Raw genomic sequence first — 22948 nt, 5'->3', positions numbered from 1 at the left:
GCAAATTCACGAAAATCACTGTCCGTCGCGACCTCGAACGCGATCCGGGTCGACCTCGATCGCCATCCGGGGCATTCTGACGTTTTGATCCTGTTTCAGCAGCCAGAACAACGCACCATGATTTTTATCCCGTTGCCCTTTGTCGAGACGCTCTTTCTCCTCACGATGCTGCTGCAGATGCATAGGCGGAGTGAAGACGGCCTGCGCGAGCATCCCCTGTTTGCGCTGCTGATCGCAGCCTACGCATTGCAATCGGTGCTGATTGGCCTGCGCTGGGGCTACGGGATCTCAGCCGTCCTGCCGCTCCAGGCCGTCTTGGCCACCGCTATCGCGACACTGGCTTTCTTGAGTTTTTACGATCTGGCGAGCGAAGGGTCGATCTTTCGAAAATGGACAACATGGCTGCATTGCCTGCCGGCAGCCACAGTTGTCCTGCTGCGGATCGTCTGGCCGGAGCCGGTAGGCCTCTTCATTATCCTGGTGTTTCTCGGCTATGGCGCGGGGCTGACAGGGCTGTGCCTGGCGGGGCCGGATGGTCTGGTCTCTTCCCGTCTCGACGGCGCGCTTAGGTCCTATCGCTCCCTGCAGCTCACCGCAGCAGCGGTGCTCATGTCCGCGGTTGCCGACATCGCCATCAGCCTTGATTTCTCCTGGAGCGATGGCAGTCATGCCGGCGAAGTGGTGGCAGTGGGAAATGTGCTTGCATTGCTGGCGCTCGGCGCCGCAGCGTCGGTTGCAAGCTCCGGCGCCACAGTGCACGACCGCGACGAAACCGAACCGACGTCCGCCATAGCCGGGTCAGCGCCGGAAGACCTTGCGGCAACGGCTGCCGCTGTCGATGCCCTGATGCAAGCAAAGGCGCTCTACAGGGATACGGAACTCAATCTCGGGCGGCTGGCGCGGAAGCTGAATTGCCCTGCCCGCAGTGTCTCGATCGCGATCAACCGCGTGCACGGCGTCAGCGTGTCGCAATATGTCAACAACTTCCGCATCGCCGAGGCGTGCCGGTTGCTGTCAGAAACGGACGCGCCGGTGACATCCATCATGTTCGATGCCGGATTTCTCAGCAAATCGAACTTCAACCGCGAATTCCTGCGGATCACGGGAACCAGCCCGACGCTCTGGCGATCGAAAAATCACGCCGCCTTGATGGCGTGATATTCCTTGATGGCAACCATCTTGATGGCCGGATAGCGTTCCGATTCGTAGCGCAGCGAGAAACCGTCCTGCGCGAGGAAGACAGGGTCGCCGTCGAGATCGCGGGCGATGTCGCCACGCTTGGCGGTGACGAACTTGTCCATGTCGGCGGGTGCATCTGCAGACACCCAGCGACATACGGAAAAGCGCGACATTTCGAACGAGACGGGCAGACCATATTCGCCCTGCAGGCGCTCCTTCAGAACGTCGAGCTGCAGCGCGCCGACGACGCCGACGATAGCCGGCGAACCATCTTCCGGGGAAAATAGCTGCACAACGCCTTCTTCGGCCATCTGCTGCAGCGCTTCCTTCAGCTTCTTGGCCTTCATCGCATCCTCGAGACGGACGCGTCGCAGGATTTCCGGGGCGAAATTCGGCACGCCCTGGAACACCAGATCCTCGCCTTCGGTCAGCGTATCGCCAATGCGCAGGGTGCCGTGGTTCGGAATGCCGACGACATCGCCGGCAAAGGCGGTGTCGGCGATGTGGCGCTGCGAGGCAAAGAAAAACTGCGGCGCGGACAGGCTCATCTGCTTTCCGGTGCGAGACAGGCGCGCCTTCATGCCACGCGCAAGCGTGCCCGAGCAGACGCGCACGAAGGCAATACGGTCGCGATGGTTAGGATCCATGTTGGCCTGGATCTTGAAGACGAAGGCGGTCATCTTCGGATCGGTGGCATGCACCGTCTTGATATCGGCGACCTGGTCGCGCGGCGGCGGTGCCATCTCGGCCAGGGCATTGATCAGGTCTCGCACACCGTAGTTGCGCAGCGCCGAGCCGAAGAATACCGGTGTCAGGTGACCTTCGAGAAAGGCCTCGCGCTCGAACGGCCGACAGGCATCACGCGCGAGATCCAGTTCGTCGATGAACGCCTGGCGTTCGTTTTCCGGCAGCCGCTCGGCCACCGCCTGCGGGCCGTTGACGGGTGTGGTGTCGGCCTCCTTATCGTTGCCGCGAACCTCGTTCTTGGCAAGGTGATAGGAACCGCAGAAGCTCTTGGCACGGCCGATGGGCCAGGTGATCGGGGCGGTATCGAGCGCCAGCTTCACCTCGATCTCGTCGAGAATCTCGAAGATATCGCGGCTTTCGCGGTCCATCTTGTTGACGAATGTGATGATGGGGATGTCGCGAAGACGGCAGACCTCGAACAGCTTCAGGGTTCTGGGTTCGATACCCTTGGCAGCATCGATGACCATGACGGCGGCATCGACGGCGGTCAGCGTGCGATAGGTGTCGTCAGCGAAGTCTTCGTGGCCTGGTGTGTCCAGCAGATTGAAGACGACATCGTCGTATTCGAAGGTCATCACCGAGGTGACGACGGAAATGCCGCGTTCGCGCTCGATCTTCATCCAGTCTGAGCGCGTCTGGATACGGTCCTTCTTCGCCTTGACCTCGCCGGCCAGCTGGATGGCACCGCCGAACAGCAGCAGCTTTTCGGTCAGCGTCGTCTTGCCGGCGTCCGGGTGGGAGATAATAGCAAATGTGCGGCGGCGGGAGACCGCCTCGGCGAGACTTTCGGCCATGATATCGGATCCTGTGAATTGCCGCGTATCTAGCGACTCCGTGGATAACTTGCAAATCGGATTGACCCGAACCGTCGCCGAATTGCTAATGAGGGCATGAATATTCACACAGCTAACCGCCCAAGCGTATCCCTCGTTCGCCTTGCCAACGGCCATGGCCTCGATCTGCCGTCCTACGAAACATCCGGTGCCGCCGGCATGGACCTGAGGGCTGCGGTCGGCGAAGGCGAGCCGCTAGTGCTGTCGCCGGGCATGCGCGCGCTGGTGCCGACGGGTTTCGTACTTGCGGTGCCTGAAGGCTACGAGGCACAGATCCGGCCGCGCTCCGGCCTGGCGTTCAAGAACGGCGTCACCTGCCTGAACACGCCGGGAACCATCGACAGCGACTACCGCGGCGAAGTTAAGGTTCTGCTGATCAACCACGGCCACGAGGATTTCGTCGTGACGCGCGGCATGCGCATCGCGCAAATGGTGATCGCGCCGGTCACTCAGGTTCGCATCGTCGAAGCGACGGACGTCGGCGAAACCACGCGCGGTGCCGGCGGCTTCGGCTCCACCGGCGTTTGACCCCGCACTATCTCCCCATCGGCTAATTGCTATCTGACCGGGCAATCATCCGCGACGTCATCGAGGCCTTCGGCCTTTGCCTCGAATGTCGCGGTTGGCCCGGCCCCGCCAGTCGTGATCCGGACGACATAAAGGCTGTCGAAATCCTTGCCTTTCCACTTCTTCGGCATCGCAGCCGGATCGCCGCCATTATCTTTCAGCAACTCGGCAACGAGATCCTGGATCTCGCTGTGCTCCCAGGCCACAAAGATCAGAGACGAGCGATATTTCGGCGCCGTCAGTGCTGTCTGAAGCTTGGCAATCTCGTCGTAGCCGAAAGTAGTATCGATAGGCAGTCCAGCGGCAATGGCCGTCGGCTCGATCGTCGCAAGTGGCCTGACATAGTCATAGAGGGCGCCGGCATCGACCTTCTGCTTCGACGGATCTGGCGCGAAGACGGCATCCGGCCTGCCGAACTGACTGGAAAGCACGGTGGGCAACGCCAGCGATCTGTTGAGGCCCTTGCAGCTCAATTGACCGAGCCCTGCTTCAGGCTTTTCACCGTGGCGCAGGAAGACAATGGTCTCCTCTCCCGGCGGAGAGGCCGCACGGACGGGACGGGCTGGCAACAGGGGTACGATCATACATAGCGACAGTATGAACGCCCGCAGTTGCCGCACCGACCGAGCGAACGATAGCATTTGACCATCCATGAGTGTTTTCCGTGATGTTGGGAATGGCTTCCAGCGGACGGCAACGGGCCGCGTTTTGCCAAAAGCCTTTTGCGGAGATTTTTATGCCAACTTCGTGGCGTTGGTTGGACAAACGCACTCTGGCCTAGTGTCATGTTTGATCCTATTCTCCGAGCAAGAAATACCAAGGGAGAGTTCCATGTCCGACACCCGTAAACCAGGCCGCGGTCGCATCTATGCGTCGATCACCGACACCATTGGCGACACGCCCATCGTTCGCCTCGACAAGCTGGCCAGAGAGAACGGCGTGAAGGCTCACCTGCTCGCCAAGCTGGAGTTCTTCAACCCGATTGCCTCGGTCAAGGACCGTATCGGCGTTGCAATGATCGAGAGCCTCGAGGCCCAGGGGAAGATCACGCCCGGCAAGACGACGCTGGTCGAGCCGACCTCCGGCAACACCGGCATCGCGCTGGCCTTTGCCGCCGCCGCCAAGGGCTACAAGCTGATCCTCACCATGCCGGAGACGATGTCGGTCGAACGTCGCAAGATGCTGGCACTGCTGGGCGCCGAACTGGTGCTGACCGAAGGCGCCAAGGGCATGAAGGGCGCCATAGCCAAGGCGACGGAACTGGCAGAAAGCATCGAGAACGCGGTCATTCCGCAGCAGTTCGAAAACCCGGCAAACCCCGAGATCCATCGCAAGACGACGGCCGAGGAGATCTGGAACGACACCGAGGGCGGCGTCGATATCCTGGTCGCGGGCATCGGCACTGGCGGCACGATAACCGGTGTCGGCCAAGTCCTGAAGTCCAAAAAATCGAGCCTCAAGGTGATCGCTGTCGAGCCGGCCGAATCGCCGGTGCTGTCCGGCGGCGCTCCCGGCCCGCACAAGATCCAGGGGATCGGCGCCGGCTTTGCGCCAGCCATCCTCGACACCGAGATCTATGACGAGATCATCACCGTCGCCAGCGCCGAAGCCCTTGAAACCGCCCGCCACGTCGCCCGCCTCGAAGGCGTGCCGGTCGGCATCTCCTCCGGCGCTGCGCTGTTTGCAGCCATCGAAATCGGTAAACGCGAAGAGAATGCCGGCAAGACGATCGTCGTGATCATCCCGTCCTTTGCCGAGCGCTACCTGTCGACAGCGCTGTTCGAAGGCCTCGGCGGCTAAACTCTCTTCTCTTTTCAAAGAACAGAAGGGCGGAAGGCGCCCTTCTCAGTATCTGCGCTCAGGCGACTGCTGGCAGGCGCGTGCCGGCTATGCGGTAGGAAATCGCCTCCGCCAGATGGATCCGGCCGACAGTTTGCTTGCCGTCGAGATCGGCAAGCGTGCGCGCCACTTTCAGGACGCGATGGTAACCGCGGGCGGAAAACTTCAACTTTTCGGCGGCGTCGCGCAGCAATTGAAGGCCACCGGCATCGGGTTCCGCCAGAACCTCGATCATTGATGTCGAGCACCGTGCATTGGTCGACACGCCGCGCATGCCGGCTTCCGAGAACCGCTCCTGCTGCCACTCCCGTGCCCTTGCGACACGTCTGGCGATATCGGCGCTCTTCTCGGCCGGCATCGGGCGGATAAGGTCAGCGGCTGAAACGGCCGGCACATCGATACGGATGTCGATGCGATCCATCAGCGGTCCGGAAATTCGGTTCTGATAGTCTGTCATGCAGCGAGGCCCCCGGGCGCAGCTGTGGCCGGGTTCACCTGCCATGCCGCAGCGGCAAGGGTTCATCGCGGCAATCAGCTGGATCACGGCCGGATAGCAGACGCGGTGGTTGGCGCGCGCTATGATGCATTCCCCGGTTTCCAGCGGCTGGCGCAGCGCATCGAGTGCCTGCGGCGAAAACTCCGGAAACTCGTCAAGGAAGAGGATGCCATGGTGGGCGAGCGAGGCCTCCCCGGGCCGGGCGCGTATCCCGCCACCGACCATCGCCGCCATGGTGGCCGAATGATGCGGGGTCCGGAATGGCCGGCGGTCGGAGAGCTTGCCACCCGACAATTGCCCGGCAATGGAATGGATCATGGAGACTTCCAGCAATTCGGCAGCCGACAGCGGCGGCAGGATCGATGGCAAACGGGCAGCCAGCATCGACTTTCCCGACCCTGGAGGGCCGACCATCAGCAAATTATGGCCGCCGGCAGCCACCACCTCGAGAGCACGCTTGGCGCTCTCCTGGCCCTTGATCTCGGCAAGGTCGCCGAGATTGGCCGGGGCGGCGCGAATGGCAGGTTCGGGGCGCGACAGGATCTGCGTACCGCGAAAATGATTGGCTAGGGCAATGAGACTGCGGGGCGCCAGCAGTTCGATGTCGGCGCCCGCCCACGCCGCCTCCGGGCCGCTGTCGGCAGGGCAGATCAGCCCCTTGCCCATGGCATTGGCGCTGATAGCCGCCGGCAAAGCCCCGGACACCGCCGCAATCGTGCCGTCGAGATTGAGCTCGCCGATCACCATGAAGTCCGCCAGCGCATCGCCGGGAATGGCTCCCAGTGCCGCCATCAGGCCAAGCGCGATGGCCAGATCGAAATGCGATCCCTCTTTTGGCAAATCCGCCGGAGCAAGGTTGACCGTCACCTTTTTCGGCGGCAGCGCCAAGCCCGAGGCATGGAGAGCCGCCTGAACGCGCTCGCGGCTCTCTGCAACCGCCTTGTCCGGCAGCCCGACAATGTTGATGCCGATCTTGCCCGGCGCGATCATCACCTGGACCTCGACCGGAACCCCTTCTATGCCCTGAAATGCAACCGTGCTGACCCGCGCTATCATGCGCAATCCCCTATGCCGCAGTCTTTTCGTAAAGACCTGCAGCGATTGCAGCAGGCTAAATGCAATCTGGCATAGAAGATGGAATGAAACAAGAACAATTAATGAACAAGCACACCTTCCCGCTGCAGCCAGGTTGCAGCGGGTTGTGGGGGCAGAACATATTGCGGCTGGCGATTGAAGGCCGGGTCTGTGTTAAGCGCGCTTGCGCTCGATGGCGTCCCAAAGCAGGCTGGCGATATCGGCACCGCCGAAACGCTTGACCTCACGGATGCCGGTCGGCGAGGTGACGTTGATCTCCGTCATGTAGTCGCCGATGACATCGATTCCGACGAGCAGAAAGCCGCGCGCCTTGAGGGCCGGACCAATGCGGGCGCAAATCTCTTCTTCGCGCTTCGTTAGATCGGTCGCCTCGGCGCGGCCGCCGGCATGCATGTTGGATCGGCTGTCGTGCTCGGCCGGCACACGGTTGATGGCGCCCACCGGCTCTCCGTCGACGAGGATGATGCGCTTGTCGCCCTTGCGGACATCAGGCAGATATTGCTGGGCGATGAAGGGCTCGCGGAACAACTGGCCGAACATCTCCAGAAGCGAAGACAGGTTGCGGTCGTCACGCGTCGAATGGAACACACCGGCGCCGCCGTTTCCGTAGAGCGGCTTCAAGATAATGTCGCCCATCTCTTCGCGGAAGCGACGGATTTCATCGGCATCGCGGGTGATCAGAGTTTTCGGCATCAGATCTTCGAATTCGGTGACGAAGATCTTTTCCGGCGAATTGCGGACCCAAGCGGGATCGTTGACCACGAGGGTCTTCGGATGGATGCGCTCCAGCATGTGGGTGGAGGTGATATAACCCATGTCGAAGGGCGGATCCTGGCGCAGCAGCACCACGTCCATCGTCGAGAGATCGATGCGCTCGGGCGCGCCAAGGTCGAAATGGTCGCCTTTGATGTCGCGCAGCACCATCGGCTCCGCTGTTGCATAGACTTTGCCGTCGCGCATGCTCATGCGTTCCGGCGTGTAGTGGAACAGCTTGTAGCCACGCGCCTGCGCCTCGAGGCTCATGGCGAAGGTGCTGTCGCCTGCGATGTTGATGCCCGACACATGGTCCATCTGGACCGCCACATTCCTGATCGTCACTATCGCTATTCCTTGCTCGATTTCACGACAGATGTAGGTCGGCGGGCTTTCGAAGGCAACGGCTAATCAGGCTGCCGTCGGACCACCCATCCGTCTCAACGTCCGCGTCATCGGCGGCTCAGAGAAAACCTGATATGTCACAGGCGATGATATCGTGGTCGGAAAGCGGTTTGCCGTCAGCATCGAGCGATGTCACCAGCCGGCTGCCGGATATTGCAAGACCGCGGCTGAGGAACCAGTCGAGTTTCATGGCCCGGTCGGGAAAACGGGTGATCAGACTTGGCCGTGTGCTGGCCTGGTCGAGCGGGCCGCCATGGCGCTCGAAGCCACGGGCCGCTGCCATGGCAAACAGCGTGTCGGTCTCGAAATTACCGCCAGTGTGGTTGCCGGTGTTCAGGTCGCCGCCGATGAGGATCGGCAGGCCAGGCGCATAGGCCTCGACGGCATCGATCAGCGCCGCCACCTGGCGTTCGCGATAGGCACCGTCTCCGACACTTTCGAGATGAACCGAAACGGCGACGAAGGGCCCGACCTCCGTATCGATCGTCGCACCGACTGCGCAGCGCTCGCCGATACGCGGCTGCTCCCTGGCATCGGAAAACCAGAGCGATTCCCCGGGCAGCCGGAAAACGAAAACATCCCGAAGCGCCGTAGCACCCAGGATCGCGTTGCCGTGAAAGCCCCTCGCGTTGGTGCTGTCGGTGCAGTAGGAGCGCTCGATCTCGGAGCCGAGGCTGAGTTCCAGAAATTCGAGACCGTAGGCATAGGCCATGCCGAGTTCGGTCGCAATCAGCGCAGTCGGATTGGCTTGCGCGGTGCGGGCCATGCCGTCGTCCATCTCCGATAAAAGGACGAGAGGCGCCCCCAGGGCCTTCAGTTTTTCGGCGGAGGCCTGCGGGAAGAGGCAGCGCTCCATGTTCCATGCCGCTACCGTAAACGGAAAAGCCAATGGCACAGCCGGGCTCTTTCCACCGGTGCGCGCAGCGTTCATGCAGGGCAGCGATGCAATCGTCGCCTCGCAAATTGCCGGCGTCTTCTGCAGTGTCAGAAAGTGCTGACGCTGCTCTTCGGACGGTACCTCGAAGGCGGAGACGGTGGTGCGGATCATGATTGGGCTGTCCTCGGCGCATGGTAGGGTCGCCGCGCCTTAGAGGCAATATATGACAGTTGCATGATGGGCGGGGTTCAGAAGGCGTCGCGGAAATGCCTCGGCCAGCGGCCAGGCAGGATCGCGACAATATCGTAGCGCTGCGACAGGCGCCCGAAATCCGGCTGCTGGGCAAGCCACAGGTCGCTGGCGGCACGGATGCGGCGCTGCGAGGAAAATGAGACGGCGTCGATCGCCGCCTGTTCGCCGCGCCGCGCCTTGACCTCCACGAACACAGCAAGATCGCCCTTGCGGGCAACGATATCGATTTCGCCAAGGACTGTCTTGTGGCGGATAGCGACGATGCTGTAACCCTTGCAGACGAGATAGAGCGCGGCGAGGTATTCCGAGAGATACCCCCCGGCGCCAGGCCTTGCGCCGTTTCTGGCGCTCGCCGCTATCGCCCATCGCCCCTCGCCTTCATGGCAAGCAGCCGCTGGTAGAGATCCCGGCGCGGAAGGCCGGTGATCCGGGCCGCTTCGGCGGCCGCCTTGGCGGTCGGCATCTCGCGGGAGAGATCGAGAAGGATTGCCTCGACATCCGCCTCCGGCGTGGCGATCTCCGGTGGCGGCCCGATCACCAGCACGATCTCGCCCTTGACGTTGTCGACAGATTGGTAGTGCGCGGCGAGTTCGGAAAGCGTGCCGCGGCGGAATTCCTCGAAGGTCTTGGTCAGCTCGCGGCAGACGGAGGCTTTGCGGTCGACACCGAGCACATCCGCAGCAGCAGCCAAGGTCGCGGCGATACGATGTGGCGATTCGAATAACAGGAGCGTGGCCGGAACCGAGGAGAGTGCGGCCAATCGGTCGCGGCGGGCCTTGTCCTTGACCGGCAGGAAGCCCGCAAAGAAGAAGGCGTCGTTCGGAAGGCCGGAACCAACAAGCGCTGCGAGTGGGGCCGAGGCACCCGGAATGGGCACGACGCGGTAGCCGGCATCAATCGCCTGCAGGGCCAGCCGGTAGCCGGGGTCGGAGACCAGCGGCGTGCCTGCATCCGAGACCAGCGCCACGGACCGACCGCCGGCCAGCGCTGCCAGCAATTTCGGACCCGCCTCGTCGGCATTGTATTCATGGTAGGCGTAGGGGCGATTGTGGATACCGTAGCGATCGAGCAGCACCCGGGTGACGCGGGTATCCTCGCAGGCGAGCACGTCGGCACCGGCCAGCGTTTCCAGCGCCCGAAGAGTGATATCACCGAGATTGCCGATCGGCGTGGCGACGAGATAAAGCATCGGCTCGAGCGGCCGGGCCGGCACGGTCACGTTGTGCAGTCTGAAACTACGCCCCTTGGCGACTTCGCTCGAAATCTCGTCGTCCATGCCCTGATATGCCCTTCCTGAAGTTGGGTCTTTATGGGCGAGGCGCACGGCTTCGGCAAGTGAGCGTGGAATCCTGTGTGCTTTGAAGACGAAATGGGAGAAATGGACCCGGCGTCGGCGCTATACCTCTTGCTTTCATATGCGGATTTCTGCCACTTTGCCGGTCCACTCTTCCGGGCCGGACCCGGGCGAGAATTTTTTGGGCATCGTCTCGACGCCCGGACAGTCACGGTCGAAAGCGGTAGCATCCATGCGTATTACTATTGAGCGGTCCCACCTTTTGAAATCGCTGAACCACGTCCATCGCGTGGTGGAGCGCCGCAACACTATTCCGATCCTGTCGAACGTGCTTCTGAAGGCCGAAGGCTCGACGCTGGACATGAAGGCGACCGACCTCGATCTCGAAATCACCGAGGCGACGCCAGCCAATGTCGAGCAGCCCGGTGCTACCACCGTTCCCGCGCACCTGCTCTACGACATCGTCCGCAAGCTTTCCGACGGCTCCGAGGTGTCATTGTCGACCAATGCCGATGGCGGGTCCATGACGGTCGCCTCCGGACGCTCGAAGTTCACCCTGCAGTGCCTGCCGCAATCTGACTTTCCGGACCTGACCGCCGGCACGTTCAGTCACAAGTTTCCGCTGAAGGCGGCAGAACTCAAGATGCTGATCGACCGGACGCAATTTGCCATCTCCACCGAAGAAACCCGCTATTACCTGAACGGCATCTTCTTCCACACCATCGAAAGCGGCGGTGGGCTGAAGCTGCGCGCCGTTGCGACCGACGGCCACCGCCTGGCGAGGGCCGATGTCGATGCGCCTTCCGGCTCCGAGGGCATGCCCGGCATCATCATTCCCCGAAAGACGGTCGGCGAACTCCAGAAATTGATGGACAACCCCGACGTGATCGTCACGCTGGAGGTGTCGGACGCCAAGATCCGCCTATCGGTCGGCAACATCGTGATGACGTCGAAGCTGATCGACGGCACTTTCCCCGATTACCAACGCGTCATTCCGGCCAATAACGACAAGGAAATGCGCGTCGATTGCCAGACCTTCGCACAGGCTGTAGACCGCGTCTCGACGATATCTTCCGAACGCGGTCGCGCCGTGAAGCTGGCGCTGACGGAGGGGCAGCTGCTGCTCACCGTCAACAACCCGGATTCCGGCAGCGCCACCGAAGAAGTTGCCGTCGGCTATGAAACGGAACCGATGGAAATCGGCTTCAATGCCAAATACCTGCTCGACATCACCGCGCAACTCTCCGGCGACGAAGCCATCTTCCTGCTGGCGGATGCAGGCTCGCCTACCCTTATTCGCGATACGGCTGGTGACGATGCGATCTATGTCCTAATGCCGATGCGGGTCTAGGCAAGACAGGCACCGGCGCGAGGATGGGGCCTAGCGATGCTTCGCCCCGCCTTTTCGTGACGGGTCTACGAGATCGAGGCGGGCAGAGTGCCCCTCTCCGCTTTTAAATGCTCGTGGAGAATACCTATGGCGCTACGCCTGAAGGAACGTCTGGGAAAGAAATTCGACGAGGAAATCCGTTTCTTCAAGGGGATGATGCAGGGCCCGCGAACCGTGGGATCGATTGCCCCAACCTCGACGATCACCGCCCGCAAGATGGCAAGCGTCATCAACCCGCACTCCGGGCTGCCCGTTCTCGAACTGGGACCTGGAACCGGCGCCATCACCAAGGCAATTCTCGCGCGCGGCATCGAGCCCGAGAAGCTGATCGCGATCGAATACTCGACCGACTTCTTCAACCATCTGGTCAAGCGTTACGCCGGCGTGCATTTCATCAACGGCGATGCCTTCGATCTCGACAAGACCCTAGGTGTGCTCAACGGCCAGACGTTCGATTGCGTCGTTTCCGGTATCCCGTTGCTGAATTTCCCGATGCAGGCGCGTGTTGCGCTACTGGAGAGCCTGCTCGACCGGATGCCGCCGGGCCGCCCGGTGGTGCAGATCTCCTATGGTGCCGTCTCGCCGATCATTGCCCGGCCCGACCGCTACCACATCAAGCATTTCGATTTCATCGTCCGAAACATTCCGCCTGCGCAGCTCTGGATCTATAGCCGCGGCTAGTCCCGGGAGCCTCAGATGTTTGGTCTCTACATTACGCATCCCCAGGTGCAGATCGATCCCAATGTTCCGGTGCCGCAATGGGGACTTTCGGATCTTGGTCGTGCGCGCACCGGGCAAGCGGCCGGCCAACCATGGGCAGCGACGCTCGGGCGCATTGTGTCCAGCGATGAAACCAAGGCCATCGAAACCGCAAACCTGCTGGCAACTGCGGCCGGTCTCACGGTCGAGATCGTCGCAGGGATGCACGAGAACGACCGATCTGCCACAGGCTTCCTGCCACCAAAGGCTTTCGAGGAGGCGGCCGACTGGTTCTTCGCTCATCCGGACGAGAGTTTTCACGGCTGGGAGCGGGCCCGCGATGCTCAGGCAAGGATTGTCGGCGCAGTCGATGCAGTGCTTGAAGCTCACGATCCCCTGACGCCGATTGCGTTCGTCGGCCATGGCGGGGTGGGGACCCTGCTGAAGTGCCATCTGATGGGCCGTCCAATCGGCCGAGACGGCGACCAGCCGGCAGGTGGCGGCAATCTTTTTGCCTTCGATCTTGCGAACGGGTCTGTCGCATGCGACTGGACGCCAATGGAAGACTGGCAGGGATGGATGGGACGATGACCATTGATACAGCGCGCGACCGGTTGATCGTCGGGCTGGATGTACCGAACCTGAAGGAGGCCGAGGCGCTGGTCTCGACGCTCGGCGACGACATCCTGTTCTACAAGATCGGCTATCAACTGGTATTTGCCGGCGGCCTCGAGTTTGCGCGCGAACTCGCGCAGAGCGGCAAGAAGATCTTTCTCGACATGAAGCTGCTCGACATCGACAACACCGTTGCATCCGGCGTCGAGAACATCGCCAAGATGGGCATGTCGATGTTGACGCTGCATGCCTATCCAAAGGCAATGCGGGCTGCTGTCAAGGCTGCGGAAGGCTCGGGCCTCTGCCTGCTCGGCGTTACCGTCCTGACCTCGATGGATGGCGACGACATGCTGGAGGCAGGCTATTCGTCCGATCCGCATGCGCTGGTGATGCGGCGCGCCGAACAGGCCCGTGATGCCGGCATGGGCGGGATTGTCTGCTCGGCCGAGGAATCCACTGCAGTTCGCGCCATCATTGGACCGGACATTGCGTTGGTAACCCCTGGCATTCGCCCCATAGGCAGCGATGCCGGCGACCAGAAGCGGGTAATGACGCCCGCCGATGCGATACGCGCCGGCTCCAGCCATCTCGTCGTCGGCCGGCCAATCGTCAAGGCGCCCGATCCGAAGGCTGCAGCCCGCGCCATTCTCGACGAGATGCTGACGGCGCTCTGGCCCGCCAACCACTGAGATTTCAACGAGGAGGAAAACCATGGCCAAGGGATACTGGATCGCGCGCGTCGACGTCCACGCGCCGGAGCGCTACGGCGAATATATTGCGGCCGCAAAGCCAGCTTTTGAGCGTTACGAGGCCAATTTCATAGCGCGCGGCGGAAAATTCGTCGAATTGGAGGGGATGGCACGCGGTCGCAACGTGGTTATCGAATTTCCATCGCTGCAGCACGCGGTCGATTGCTATAACTCACCGGAGTATCAGGTCGCAGCGAAGATCCGCCAGGAAATCGCCACCGCAGAGATGGTCGTGGTCGAAGGCGTTTAGCCAGTCAAGGTTTGGGCTATAGGGCGTGCCCTCGCAATCTGACGAATTGATTGCGCGGCACAGAATGTCGATGCTTTGCAGTTACCGATGGTCCGGCGCATCGCGCTGGCCGTTGTTCAGATAGAGGCCACGCGACCGCTCCAGATGCTTCAGCACCGAGGTTTCGGCCGCGTCGGCATCGTTGGCGGCAAGACACTGGAGGATTTCCTCGTGCTCGACGAGGGTGAATTTCTCCTTGCCGGTCCAGATCAGCATGTCGGTGTGATATTCCTTCAACCAGGCGAGCATGGCCTCGCTCACAGCCACGAAGATCGGATTGGCCGAGATACGGGCGATCCGCGTGTGAAACTCCATATCGGCCGCGATGAAGGCATCGGCATTGCCGAGGCTAGCGCGCTGGCGATCGATGATGGACTGGAGATCGGCAATATCCTCTGGAGTCGCCTCGGTCGCAGCCTGGCGAGCCATTCCGCGCTCGAAGAAGATGCGGGCGCTTTTCAGATATTCGAGCGTCGCGGATGATTGCGACAGCATGATCTTTGCGGTCAGGTCCACCTGCTTGAAGATCGTCTTTGCCGTCAATTGCAGCACGCGGGCCCGTTCGCCGTGCGAAATCACCACAAGTCCCATGCTCGCCAGCGACTGCATGGCCTCGCGGATAGCCGGCCGGCCGACGCCAAAACGCTCCATCAGGTCGCGCTCCGACGGCATTTCGTCGCCGGGTGCCAGTTCACCACTGGTGATCATCCTTTCCAGACGGGCAAAGACCTCGTCTGACAGCTTGCGGCGGACGATGGGTTCGTTCGGTTGGTCCATGGATTCTTTCCGGCTCATCAAGACCCTCCCTTATGCACATTTCCCATCGTTTGGGAAAACGTCAATCGCGGAATGCATAGGCGTTCATCCCGACCGCTCACAAAAGTTTCTGTTGCCTCAATGGAATACTCATTATACCAGTTGAACGGTTGACGTCAGTCTTTTCCGGGATTGGCGAGAGGAGCAACCGAGATTTCATGCAGATAAAAGTCACCTACCGCATCGAAACGCCGGGCAACATAGAAGCCATGGCGGAAAAGATCGCCAGCGACCAGTCGACAGGCACGTTTGTGGCGGTTCCGGGCGAAACCGAAGAGCTTAAAGCCCGCGTTGCTGCCCACGTGCTTGCCATCCGGCCGCTCGAGGATGCCGTTTCCCCGAGCTGGCCGGAAGCGGCGGCCGGACATGGCCCGATCCGCCGCGCCGATGTCGATATTGCCTTTCCGCTGGACGCTGTTGGCACCGACCTCTCGGCGCTGATGACCATTGCAATCGGCGGCATCTTTTCGATACGCGGGATGACCGGCCTGCGGGTCGTCGATGTCGATCTGCCGGAGCGCTATCGGGATGCCTATCCCGGCCCGCAGTTCGGCGTGGCCGGCAGCCGCCGGCTCACCGGCGTTTACGACAGGCCGATCATCGGCACCATCGTCAAGCCGGCGCTGGGCCTTCGTCCGATGGAGACCGCAGGCCTGGTCGGCGAGCTGATCGCATCCGGCGTCGACTTCATCAAGGATGACGAGAAGCTGATGAGCCCGGCCTACTCGCCGCTGAAGGAGCGGGTCGCGGCCATCATGCCGCTAATCCTCGATCACGAGCAGAAGACCGGCAAGAAGGTGATGTACGCCTTTGGCATCTCGCACACCGACCCTGACGAGATGATGCGGAATCACGACATGGTTCTTGAAGCCGGTGGAAATTGCGCCGTCATCAACATCAATTCGATCGGCATGGGCGGCATGCTGTTCCTGCGCAAGCGCTCCGGCCTCGTGCTGCACGCCCATCGCAACGGCTGGGACGTGCTGACCCGCCACCCGGGCATCGGCCTGGATTTCAAGGTGTGGCAAAAATTCTGGCGGCTGCTTGGCGTCGACCAGTTCCAGATCAACGGCATCAAGGTCAAATACTGGGAACCGGACGAGAGCTTCGTCAAATCCTTCGCAGCCGTGACCACGCCGATGTTTTCAGAGGCCGATTGCGCGCTCCCCGTCGCCGGCTCCGGCCAGTGGGGTGGCCAGGCGCCTGAAACCTATCAGCGCACTGGGCGCACCACGGACCTGATGTATCTCTGTGGTGGTGGCATCGTCAGCCACCCCGGCGGCCCGGCAGCCGGCGTGCGGGCCGTGCAGCAGGCCTGGCAGGCGGCAGTCCGCGATATCCCGCTTGCGACCTATGCCACGGACCATCCGGAACTTGCCGCCTCTCTGAAGAAATTCGGAGGCGAAGGGGAATGACCTTGCCGGCTCAAAGCGATCTGCTGCTCTCCTACTATGGCGACGACCTGACAGGCTCGACCGACGTCATGGAAGCGCTGGCTTCCAACGGCGTCGATACGGTGCTGTTCATGGACCAGCCCGACGAGGCGCTCCTTTCCCGATTCAGTCATTGCCGTGCCATCGGCCTAGCCGGCACCAGCCGCAGCGAGACGCCGGAATGGATGGAGGCTCATCTGACGCCTGCATTCAGATGGCTGAAAAGCCTCGATGCCGCCATCTGCCACTACAAGGTCTGCTCGACCTTCGATTCCAGCCTTGAAACCGGCAACATTGGCAGGGCGGTCGAAATCGGCAAATCAGTCTTCGATCAGCCCTTCGTCCCCCTTGTCGTCGGCGCACCGCAGTTGAAGCGGTTTACCGCGTTCGGCAACCTGTTTGCCGCCTACCAGGGCGAGGTGTTCCGCATAGACCGCCATCCTGTCATGAGCCGGCATCCGGTGACGCCGATGCAGGAGGCTGATCTCCGGATGCATCTTCAAGCCCAGACGACGCTTTCGACAGCGCTGGCCGATCTCGCAACTCTATCGTCGGTCGATGCCGACCGCGGGATCGATATGCTCGCCAGCGATTGCACCGGCATGCTGCTATTCGACGTCGACAGCGCCGAGAGCCAGGCGCAGGCCGGAAACCAGCTTTGGCGGATCAAAAGGGACGGAGGCTGGTTCGTCGTCGGTTCCTCGGGCATCGAATATGCGCTGCTCACCGCCTGGAAAAAGACGGGTCTGACGACAGGGACGAGCGTCTTTCCGCTGCCCGGCAAGGCGGACCGGCTCGCAGTCGTCTCCGGCAGCGTTTCTCCGACGACAGAGCGGCAAATCCGCCATGCAACGGCCAACGGTTTTGACGGGATCGACCTGGACCCACTGGAATTGCTCGGCGAAGGTGGAAGTGGCGCCATCGAGCGCGCGGTACAGAGCGGTATCGCCAGCCTGAAGAGCGGCCACAGTGTCATTCTCAACACCGCCCTCGGACCATCGGCCGATCGTGGCGGCGACATCGACCGGATTGCCGGAAGCCGCCACCGACTCGGGCGCATCCTTGGCCGCATCCTGCATCGGCTGGTCGCCGAGGAAAAATTCAGTCGGGCCGTGATCGCCGGAGGCGACACGTCGAGCCACGCGCTGAAGGAGCTAAATGTGGATGCGCTGACGACGCTGCTTCCTTTGCCGCAGACCCCGGGGTCTCCACTGTGTGTGGCGCATGGTAACGACACCGCGACAAACGGCCTGCAGATCGCGCTCAAGGGCGGCCAGGTTGGTTCTGACGGTTACTTCGCCCAGATCCGCGATGGGCTCGCGGCATGATCTGCCGCCAGATCGCCCACTTACTGATATACTCATTGACTCATCATACCAGTTGGATATAGTCGCCTTACCAAACAGATTGGGTGAAAAACATGACTTCGATTGCACTTTTCGGCGCCGGCGGTAAAATGGGTTACCGGCTTGCCAAAAATCTCAAAGGTTCGCGGTTCGACGTCCGTCACGTCGAGATCAGCGACGCCGGCAAGGCGCGGCTGAAGGACGATCTCGGCCTCACCTGCCTTGATATCGACGCAGCCCTCGATGGCGCCGACGTTGTTATCCTGGCGGTTCCGGACACGCATATCGGCAAGGTTGCAGCCGGCATCGCAGACAAGCTGAAGCCTGGTACGATGGTGGTTGCGCTCGACGCTGCAGCACCTTTCGCCGGCCATTTCCCCGAGCGGCCGGATCTCACCTATTTCGTCACCCACCCCTGCCATCCGCCGATCTTCAACGATGAGACGGACATGCAGGCAAAGAAAGACCACTTCGGCGGCCTGTTCGCCAAGCAGCACATCGTGTCGGCACTGATGCAGGGCCCGAACGAAGCCTATGGCCTCGGCGAGGAAATCGCCAAGACGATCTGGGCACCCGTCATGCGCTCGCACCGCGTCACCGTCGACCAGATGGCGATGTTGGAGCCCGGCCTGTCGGAAACGGTGGCCGCCTCGCTGCTCGTCGTCATGAAGCAGGCGATGGACGAGTGCGTAAAACGCGGCGTTCCGGAAGAGGCGGCCCGCGACTTCCTGCTTGGCCACCTCAACGTGCTCGGCGCTGTTATCTTCGGCGAAGTGGAGGGTGTGTTCTCCGATGCCTGCAACAAGGCCATCGAGTTTGGCATTCCGGCGCTGATGCGCGACGACTGGAAGAAGGTTTTCGAACCCAAGGAGATCGCTGACAGCATCCAGCGCATCACCTGATACCAGGGAGAGCACCCGCTCTCCCTTTTTCGACAGCCCTGTCCGGGAAACGGGGCTGATTTTCACATCTGGGAGGATAATCATGAAACTGACACGTAAGCTTACCCTTGCTGCATTCGCCGGCGTTCTGGCGCTCGGCACGGCCCTGCCGGCTTTCTCGGCGGACCTTATCGCCATCATCACGCCGGCCTTCGACAATCCGTTCTTCAAGGCAGAATCCGTCGGGGCCGAAGCCCGCGCCAAGGAGCTCGGCTTCGACACACTGGTGCTCAGCCACGATGACGACGCCAACAAGCAGTCGCAGCTCATCGACACAGCCATCGGCCGTGGTGCCAAGGCCATCATCCTCGACAACGCCGGCTCGGAAGCCTCGATTGCCGCCGTCAAGAAGGCCAAGGATGCGGGCATCCCGTCCTTCCTCATCGACCGCGAGATCAATGCCACCGGCATTGCCGTCTCGCAGATTGTCTCGAACAACTACCAGGGCGCGCAACTCGGCGCCGAGGAGTTCGTCAAGCTGATGGGCGAAAAGGGCAGCTATGTCGAATTGCTCGGACGGGAAGCCGATCTCAACGCCGGCATCCGCTCCAAGGGCTACCACGACGTCATCGATGACTATCCTGACATGAAGATGGTCGCCCAGCAGTCGGCCAACTGGAGCCAGACGGAAGGTTATTCCAAGATGGAAACCATCCTGCAGGCCAATCCGAAGATCCAGGGCGTCATCGCCGGCAACGACACCATGGCCATGGGCGCGATTGCAGCGTTGCAGGCTGCCGGCCGCAAGGATGTCATCGTCGTCGGCTTCGACGGCTCCAACGACGTCCGCGATTCGATCAAGGCGGGCGGCATCAAGGCTACGGTCATGCAGCCCGCCTATGCTCAGGCCCAGATGGCGGTCGACCAGGCAGCGGCCTACATCAAGGACAAGACCGCGCCGAAGGAAGAAAAGCAGCTGATGGATTGCGTGCTGATCAACGCCGCGAACGCCGACAAGCTCGAAACCTTCGCGCTGAAAAACTGATCTCACGGGACTGACATCGACGGAGAGCGACAAGATCCGCTCTCCGTCACCTTGATAGACAGTATCTGATGCGGGCGGAGTGCATACCAATGATGAGGATCAAGGGCGCGTTGCTGATGGCAATGCTGGCTGCGGCAGCCTTGCCGGGCTGCAAGATCGTCAAGACGCAGACAGCCGCTGAAAAAGCTGCCGAAGCTGCGAAGACCGGCTTCAATCCTGGCGACAGGGTCGAGGCGATCTGGCAGAGCAAGGCCCTGCCCTCCATCGAAAAGCGGGCCGGCGACTTCAGGCAGTTGATGGCACTTATTGCCGCCAACCCGGACGACGCCGGTGCAAAGTTCGGTCACCGCGAAAAGGAAGGCAATGCGCCCTGGACCTACGTGGTCAAGTTCGAAGGTAAGATCAGCGCGGCCGAAACCACATCCCGGGCAGCCACGATCGATGTCGACATCGATGGCGACGGCAAGGCGGATCTCAAGGTGCAGATCGGCCCGGCCATCCGCGGCACCGCGCTGCGAGACAGTCTCGACATCGTTAATTTCAACGAGTTCAAGAACCAGATCGAATGGGCGCAGTTCGGCAAGTCGTTCAATGAAAAGGTCAATGCTACCGTTCTCTCGGCGCTGCCGCGCGACGCGCTACCCGGCAAAACCGTGAAGGTCACCGGCGCCTTCCCGCTGCCGACATCTGGCCAGCTACCGCTGGTGACACCCGCAACACTTGCTATCGGCCAATAGCATGGAAGCGCTCACCCCGGACGATATCATCCTGCGGCTTGACGATGTGACGAAGGTCTATTCCGGCATCGTTGCCGTCAAGCGCGCCAATCTGGAACTCAGGCGCGGCGCCGTTAATGTGCTGGTTGGGGAGAACGGCGCCGGAAAATCGACGCTGATGAAGATCATCGCCGGCGTCGAAAAGCCGACCATCGGCCGTATCATCCTCGACGGCAAGCCGATCCATTTCGACAGTCCTGCCGACGCCCAGGCGAACGGCATCGGCATGATTTTCCAGGAACTCAATCTTTTTGCCAACCTCACGGTTGCCGAGAACATCTTTGCCACGCGCGAGATCACCCGCGGCATCTTCGGCATCGACCACAAGGCGCAGGTCGCAAAGGCCAACCAGTACCTGAAGAAGCTGGACGCCGGGATCGATGCGGAAACGATGGTCGAGGACCTGCCGATCGGCCAGCAGCAACTGGTGGAAATCGCCAAGGCGATCTCGCTCAATGCCCGCATCCTGATCATGGATGAGCCGACCTCGGCCCTGTCGGCGGCCGAAGTCGACATCCTGTTCAAGGTCATCGCCGAACTGAAAGCCGAGGGAGTGGCAATCGTCTACATCTCGCACCGGCTGGAAGAGCTGATGCGCATCGGCGATTACATCACAGTACTGCGCGATGGCCAGATTACCGGCCAGGCGATGGTGAAGGACATCGACACCAAATGGATCGTCCGGTCGATGATCGGTTCGGACGCAAAGGACTTTGCCAAAGCCGATGGCCACGCGATGGGCAAGGAGATGTTTCGCGCCGATGGCATCACCATGCCACGCGCCACCGGCGGACTTGCCGTCGACAATGTGTCCCTGAGCGTCCAGGCCGGCGAAATTCTCGGCATCTATGGCCTGATGGGCGCCGGACGCAGTGAATTCTTCGAATGCATCATGGGGCGCCACCCCCATTCGACCGGTGAGATTTTTATCGACGGCAAGCAGGTGCGCGAGCGCGATACCACCCGGCGTATCCGCCGGGGCCTGGCGTTGATCCCGGAAGACCGGCAGCGCGAGGGGCTGGTGCCGATACTGTCTATTGCCAGCAACCTGACGCTTGCGAGCCTGGGGCGTTTCAAAAGGTTTTTCCATATCAATGCCAATGCCGAGAAGCAGGCGATCCGCGACAGCATCCGCGAGCTATCCATCAAGGCACCCAATCCGGATTTCGAAATCACCTCGATGTCAGGCGGGAACCAGCAGAAGGTGGTCATCGGCAAGGCTCTGATGACCAATCCGAAGGTACTTTTGATGGACGAGCCGAGCCGCGGCATCGACGTCGGCGCCAAGGCGGACGTCTTCCGCACCATGCGGCGGCTGGCTGGCGAAGGGCTGGCCATCCTGTTTTCGACCTCCGACCTCGAAGAGGTCATGGCGCTTTCCGACCGTATCGCAGTGCTCAGCAACGGCAAGCTGGTGGCAATCTTCAATCGTGACGACGCAACGGAAGAGGCCATCATCGCGGCTTCGGCCAAGGGACACGGACATACAAGGGAACTCGCATCATGACAGCGGACACCTCCTCCTCTACACCGGCTGTCAAGCGCTCGAGCGGCTCGGCTCTTCTGACAATCATGAAACTGCGCACCTTCATCGCGCTGTTTGCCGTGTTGATCTTCTTTGCCTTCGCGGCCCCGAATTTCACCTCCACCGCCAACATGATCCTGATGTCGAAGCATGTCGCCCTCAACGCCTTCCTGGCGATGGGGATGACGTTCGTCATCATCACCGGCGGCATCGACCTGTCGGTCGGTTCGATCGTCGGGCTCTGCGGGATGGTGGCGGGCGCGCTGATCCTCAACGGCGTCGACCTGCCGATGGGCTACACCGTCTATTTCAACCTGTTCGAGATCGTGCTGATCACGCTTGCCGTCGGCATTGCAATCGGCCTGATCAACGGATTGCTGATCACCAAGCTGAACGTCGCGCCGTTCATCGCCACGCTCGGCACGCTCTATGTCGCCCGCGGCCTGGCGCTGCTATCGTCGGACGGACAGACGTTTCCAAACCTCTCGGGCCGGCCTGAATACGCGACAACCGGCTTCGACTTTTTCGGTGCCGGCCGCATTCTCGGCCTGCCCGTCTCCATCTGGATCCTGATCTTTCTGGCGCTGGCTGCCGCCTACGTCGCCCGCTCGACACCTATCGGCCGCCACATCTTTGCAGTCGGCGGCAACGAGCGCGCTGCTCGGATGTCCGGGGTCAGGGTCGATCTGGTGAAGATCTTCGTCTATATGTTCTCCGGCCTCTGCGCGGCGATCGTCGGCATCGTCATCTCTTCGGAGCTGATGGCGGCGCATCCGGCAACCGGCGAGAGTTTCGAGCTCAATGCCATCGCGGCGGCGGTCCTTGGCGGGACCTCGATGTCAGGCGGACGCGGCACGATCGGCGGCACCATCGTCGGGGCCTTCGTCATCGGCATCCTCTCCGACGGCCTTGTGATGATGGGCGTTTCGTCCTTTTGGCAAATGGTCATCAAGGGGCTGGTCATCATCATCGCCGTGGTCGTCGACCAGGCACAGCGTAAATTGCAGCAGCGGGTGACCCTAATGCAGATGGCAAAGGCGGGCTGAG

General features: G+C 61.5%; 22 protein-coding genes and 1 pseudogene. 15 read left to right on the top strand and 8 right to left on the bottom strand.

What is annotated here, in order from left to right; all coding sequences use genetic code 11:
- The first annotated feature begins 117 nt into the window (after positions 1-117).
- Positions 118-1158, top strand: a complete 1041-nt coding sequence (locus PR017_RS17250) for a helix-turn-helix domain-containing protein (protein WP_111216922.1) — start codon at positions 118-120, stop codon at positions 1156-1158.
- Here the strand turns inward: PR017_RS17250 and PR017_RS17245 are convergent.
- Positions 1137-2720 (bottom strand): peptide chain release factor 3, encoded by a 1584-nt coding sequence (locus PR017_RS17245; RefSeq protein ID WP_111216208.1) that lies wholly within the window; start codon positions 2718-2720, stop codon positions 1137-1139. The two genes, PR017_RS17250 and PR017_RS17245, sit on opposite strands and share 22 nt — an antisense overlap.
- A gap of 96 nt (positions 2721-2816) precedes the next feature.
- Here PR017_RS17245 and dut point away from each other — a divergent pair, with 96 nt between their 5' ends.
- Positions 2817-3287 carry a dUTP diphosphatase gene (gene dut / locus PR017_RS17240; RefSeq protein ID WP_111216206.1) on the top strand — a complete coding sequence of 157 codons (471 nt, stop codon included), beginning with the start codon at positions 2817-2819 and terminating at the stop codon, positions 3285-3287.
- Between the two features lie 29 nt (positions 3288-3316).
- Here dut and PR017_RS17235 read toward each other — a convergent pair whose 3' ends face one another.
- Positions 3317-3967 (bottom strand): hypothetical protein, encoded by a 651-nt coding sequence (locus PR017_RS17235; RefSeq protein WP_240538823.1) that lies wholly within the window; start codon positions 3965-3967, stop codon positions 3317-3319.
- Positions 3968-4157: 190 nt separating this feature from the next.
- Here PR017_RS17235 and cysK point away from each other — a divergent pair, with 190 nt between their 5' ends.
- Complete coding sequence (gene cysK / locus PR017_RS17230; RefSeq protein ID WP_111216205.1) at positions 4158-5126, top strand: cysteine synthase A; 969 nt, start codon at positions 4158-4160, stop codon at positions 5124-5126.
- Positions 5127-5184: 58 nt separating this feature from the next.
- On the opposite strand, the gene PR017_RS17225 is transcribed toward cysK, so the two are convergent.
- The 5 genes and pseudogenes from PR017_RS17225 to rsmI form a co-directional block, all read right to left on the bottom strand.
- The gene (locus PR017_RS17225; protein WP_111216203.1) at positions 5185-6717 is read right to left on the bottom strand and encodes a YifB family Mg chelatase-like AAA ATPase; all 1533 of its coding nucleotides are present in this window, start codon (positions 6715-6717) and stop codon (positions 5185-5187) included.
- A gap of 192 nt (positions 6718-6909) precedes the next feature.
- Positions 6910-7857: a glutathione synthase gene (gene gshB / locus PR017_RS17220; RefSeq protein WP_111216201.1), complete on the bottom strand. Its 948-nt coding sequence runs from the start codon at positions 7855-7857 to the stop codon at positions 6910-6912.
- A gap of 115 nt (positions 7858-7972) precedes the next feature.
- Entirely contained in the window at positions 7973-8962 is a 990-nt protein-coding gene (locus PR017_RS17215) for an endonuclease/exonuclease/phosphatase family protein (RefSeq protein WP_111216199.1), read from the bottom strand.
- A 77-nt stretch (positions 8963-9039) separates the two neighbouring features.
- Positions 9040-9409, bottom strand: a pseudogene (locus tag PR017_RS17210) (YraN family protein).
- A complete protein-coding gene (gene rsmI / locus PR017_RS17205) occupies positions 9399-10319 on the bottom strand; it encodes a 16S rRNA (cytidine(1402)-2'-O)-methyltransferase (RefSeq protein WP_111216198.1) in 921 nt (306 codons plus the stop codon). The pseudogene PR017_RS17210 and the gene rsmI overlap by 11 nt, the downstream one beginning before the upstream one ends.
- Before the next feature lie 250 nt (positions 10320-10569).
- Here rsmI and dnaN point away from each other — a divergent pair, with 250 nt between their 5' ends.
- The 5 genes from dnaN to PR017_RS17180 all read left to right on the top strand — a co-directional run bounded on the left by dnaN (position 10570) and on the right by PR017_RS17180 (position 14040).
- Complete coding sequence (gene dnaN / locus PR017_RS17200; protein WP_111216196.1) at positions 10570-11688, top strand: DNA polymerase III subunit beta; 1119 nt, start codon at positions 10570-10572, stop codon at positions 11686-11688.
- Between the two features lie 126 nt (positions 11689-11814).
- Positions 11815-12408: a phospholipid N-methyltransferase PmtA gene (gene pmtA, locus PR017_RS17195; RefSeq protein ID WP_111216194.1), complete on the top strand. Its 594-nt coding sequence runs from the start codon at positions 11815-11817 to the stop codon at positions 12406-12408.
- Between the two features lie 15 nt (positions 12409-12423).
- Positions 12424-13017 (top strand): histidine phosphatase family protein, encoded by a 594-nt coding sequence (locus PR017_RS17190; RefSeq protein WP_111216193.1) that lies wholly within the window; start codon positions 12424-12426, stop codon positions 13015-13017.
- Positions 13014-13730, top strand: a complete 717-nt coding sequence (gene pyrF / locus PR017_RS17185) for an orotidine-5'-phosphate decarboxylase (RefSeq protein ID WP_111216918.1) — start codon at positions 13014-13016, stop codon at positions 13728-13730. Before PR017_RS17190 ends, pyrF begins: the two co-directional genes overlap by 4 nt.
- Positions 13731-13752: 22 nt before the next feature.
- On the top strand, positions 13753-14040 hold the full coding sequence (locus tag PR017_RS17180) for a DUF1330 domain-containing protein (protein ID WP_111216191.1): 288 nt from the start codon (positions 13753-13755) through the stop codon (positions 14038-14040).
- Positions 14041-14121: 81 nt separating this feature from the next.
- On the opposite strand, the gene PR017_RS17175 is transcribed toward PR017_RS17180, so the two are convergent.
- The gene (locus tag PR017_RS17175; protein ID WP_111216190.1) at positions 14122-14856 is read right to left on the bottom strand and encodes a transcriptional regulator NanR; all 735 of its coding nucleotides are present in this window, start codon (positions 14854-14856) and stop codon (positions 14122-14124) included.
- A 197-nt stretch (positions 14857-15053) separates the two neighbouring features.
- On the opposite strand from PR017_RS17175, the gene oiaX reads away from it, so the two are divergent.
- The 7 genes from oiaX (at position 15054) to PR017_RS17140 (ending at position 22947) form a co-directional block, all read left to right on the top strand.
- On the top strand, positions 15054-16310 hold the full coding sequence (gene oiaX / locus PR017_RS17170) for a 3-oxo-isoapionate-4-phosphate decarboxylase OiaX (protein ID WP_111216188.1): 1257 nt from the start codon (positions 15054-15056) through the stop codon (positions 16308-16310).
- A complete protein-coding gene (locus PR017_RS17165) occupies positions 16307-17656 on the top strand; it encodes a four-carbon acid sugar kinase family protein (protein WP_111216187.1) in 1350 nt (449 codons plus the stop codon). Before oiaX ends, PR017_RS17165 begins: the two co-directional genes overlap by 4 nt.
- 92 nt (positions 17657-17748) lie before the next feature.
- A complete protein-coding gene (locus PR017_RS17160; RefSeq protein WP_111216185.1) occupies positions 17749-18576 on the top strand; it encodes a phosphogluconate dehydrogenase C-terminal domain-containing protein in 828 nt (275 codons plus the stop codon).
- A gap of 82 nt (positions 18577-18658) precedes the next feature.
- Positions 18659-19600, top strand: coding sequence for a D-ribose ABC transporter substrate-binding protein (locus tag PR017_RS17155; RefSeq protein ID WP_111216183.1), 942 nt, complete (start codon positions 18659-18661; stop codon positions 19598-19600).
- An 89-nt stretch (positions 19601-19689) separates the two neighbouring features.
- On the top strand, positions 19690-20337 hold the full coding sequence (locus tag PR017_RS17150; RefSeq protein ID WP_111216181.1) for a DUF2291 family protein: 648 nt from the start codon (positions 19690-19692) through the stop codon (positions 20335-20337).
- Position 20338: 1 nt separating this feature from the next.
- Positions 20339-21883: a sugar ABC transporter ATP-binding protein gene (locus PR017_RS17145; protein WP_111216179.1), complete on the top strand. Its 1545-nt coding sequence runs from the start codon at positions 20339-20341 to the stop codon at positions 21881-21883.
- Positions 21880-22947 (top strand): ABC transporter permease, encoded by a 1068-nt coding sequence (locus tag PR017_RS17140; protein ID WP_111216178.1) that lies wholly within the window; start codon positions 21880-21882, stop codon positions 22945-22947. The genes PR017_RS17145 and PR017_RS17140 overlap by 4 nt, the downstream gene beginning before the upstream one ends.
- Position 22948 lies beyond the last annotated feature (1 nt).

Source organism: Rhizobium tumorigenes, assembly GCF_003240565.2.
Classification (GTDB): domain Bacteria; phylum Pseudomonadota; class Alphaproteobacteria; order Rhizobiales; family Rhizobiaceae; genus Rhizobium; species Rhizobium tumorigenes.
The sequence above is the reverse complement of the archived record's forward strand: the minus strand, read 5'-3'. Positions and strand labels throughout refer to the sequence as shown.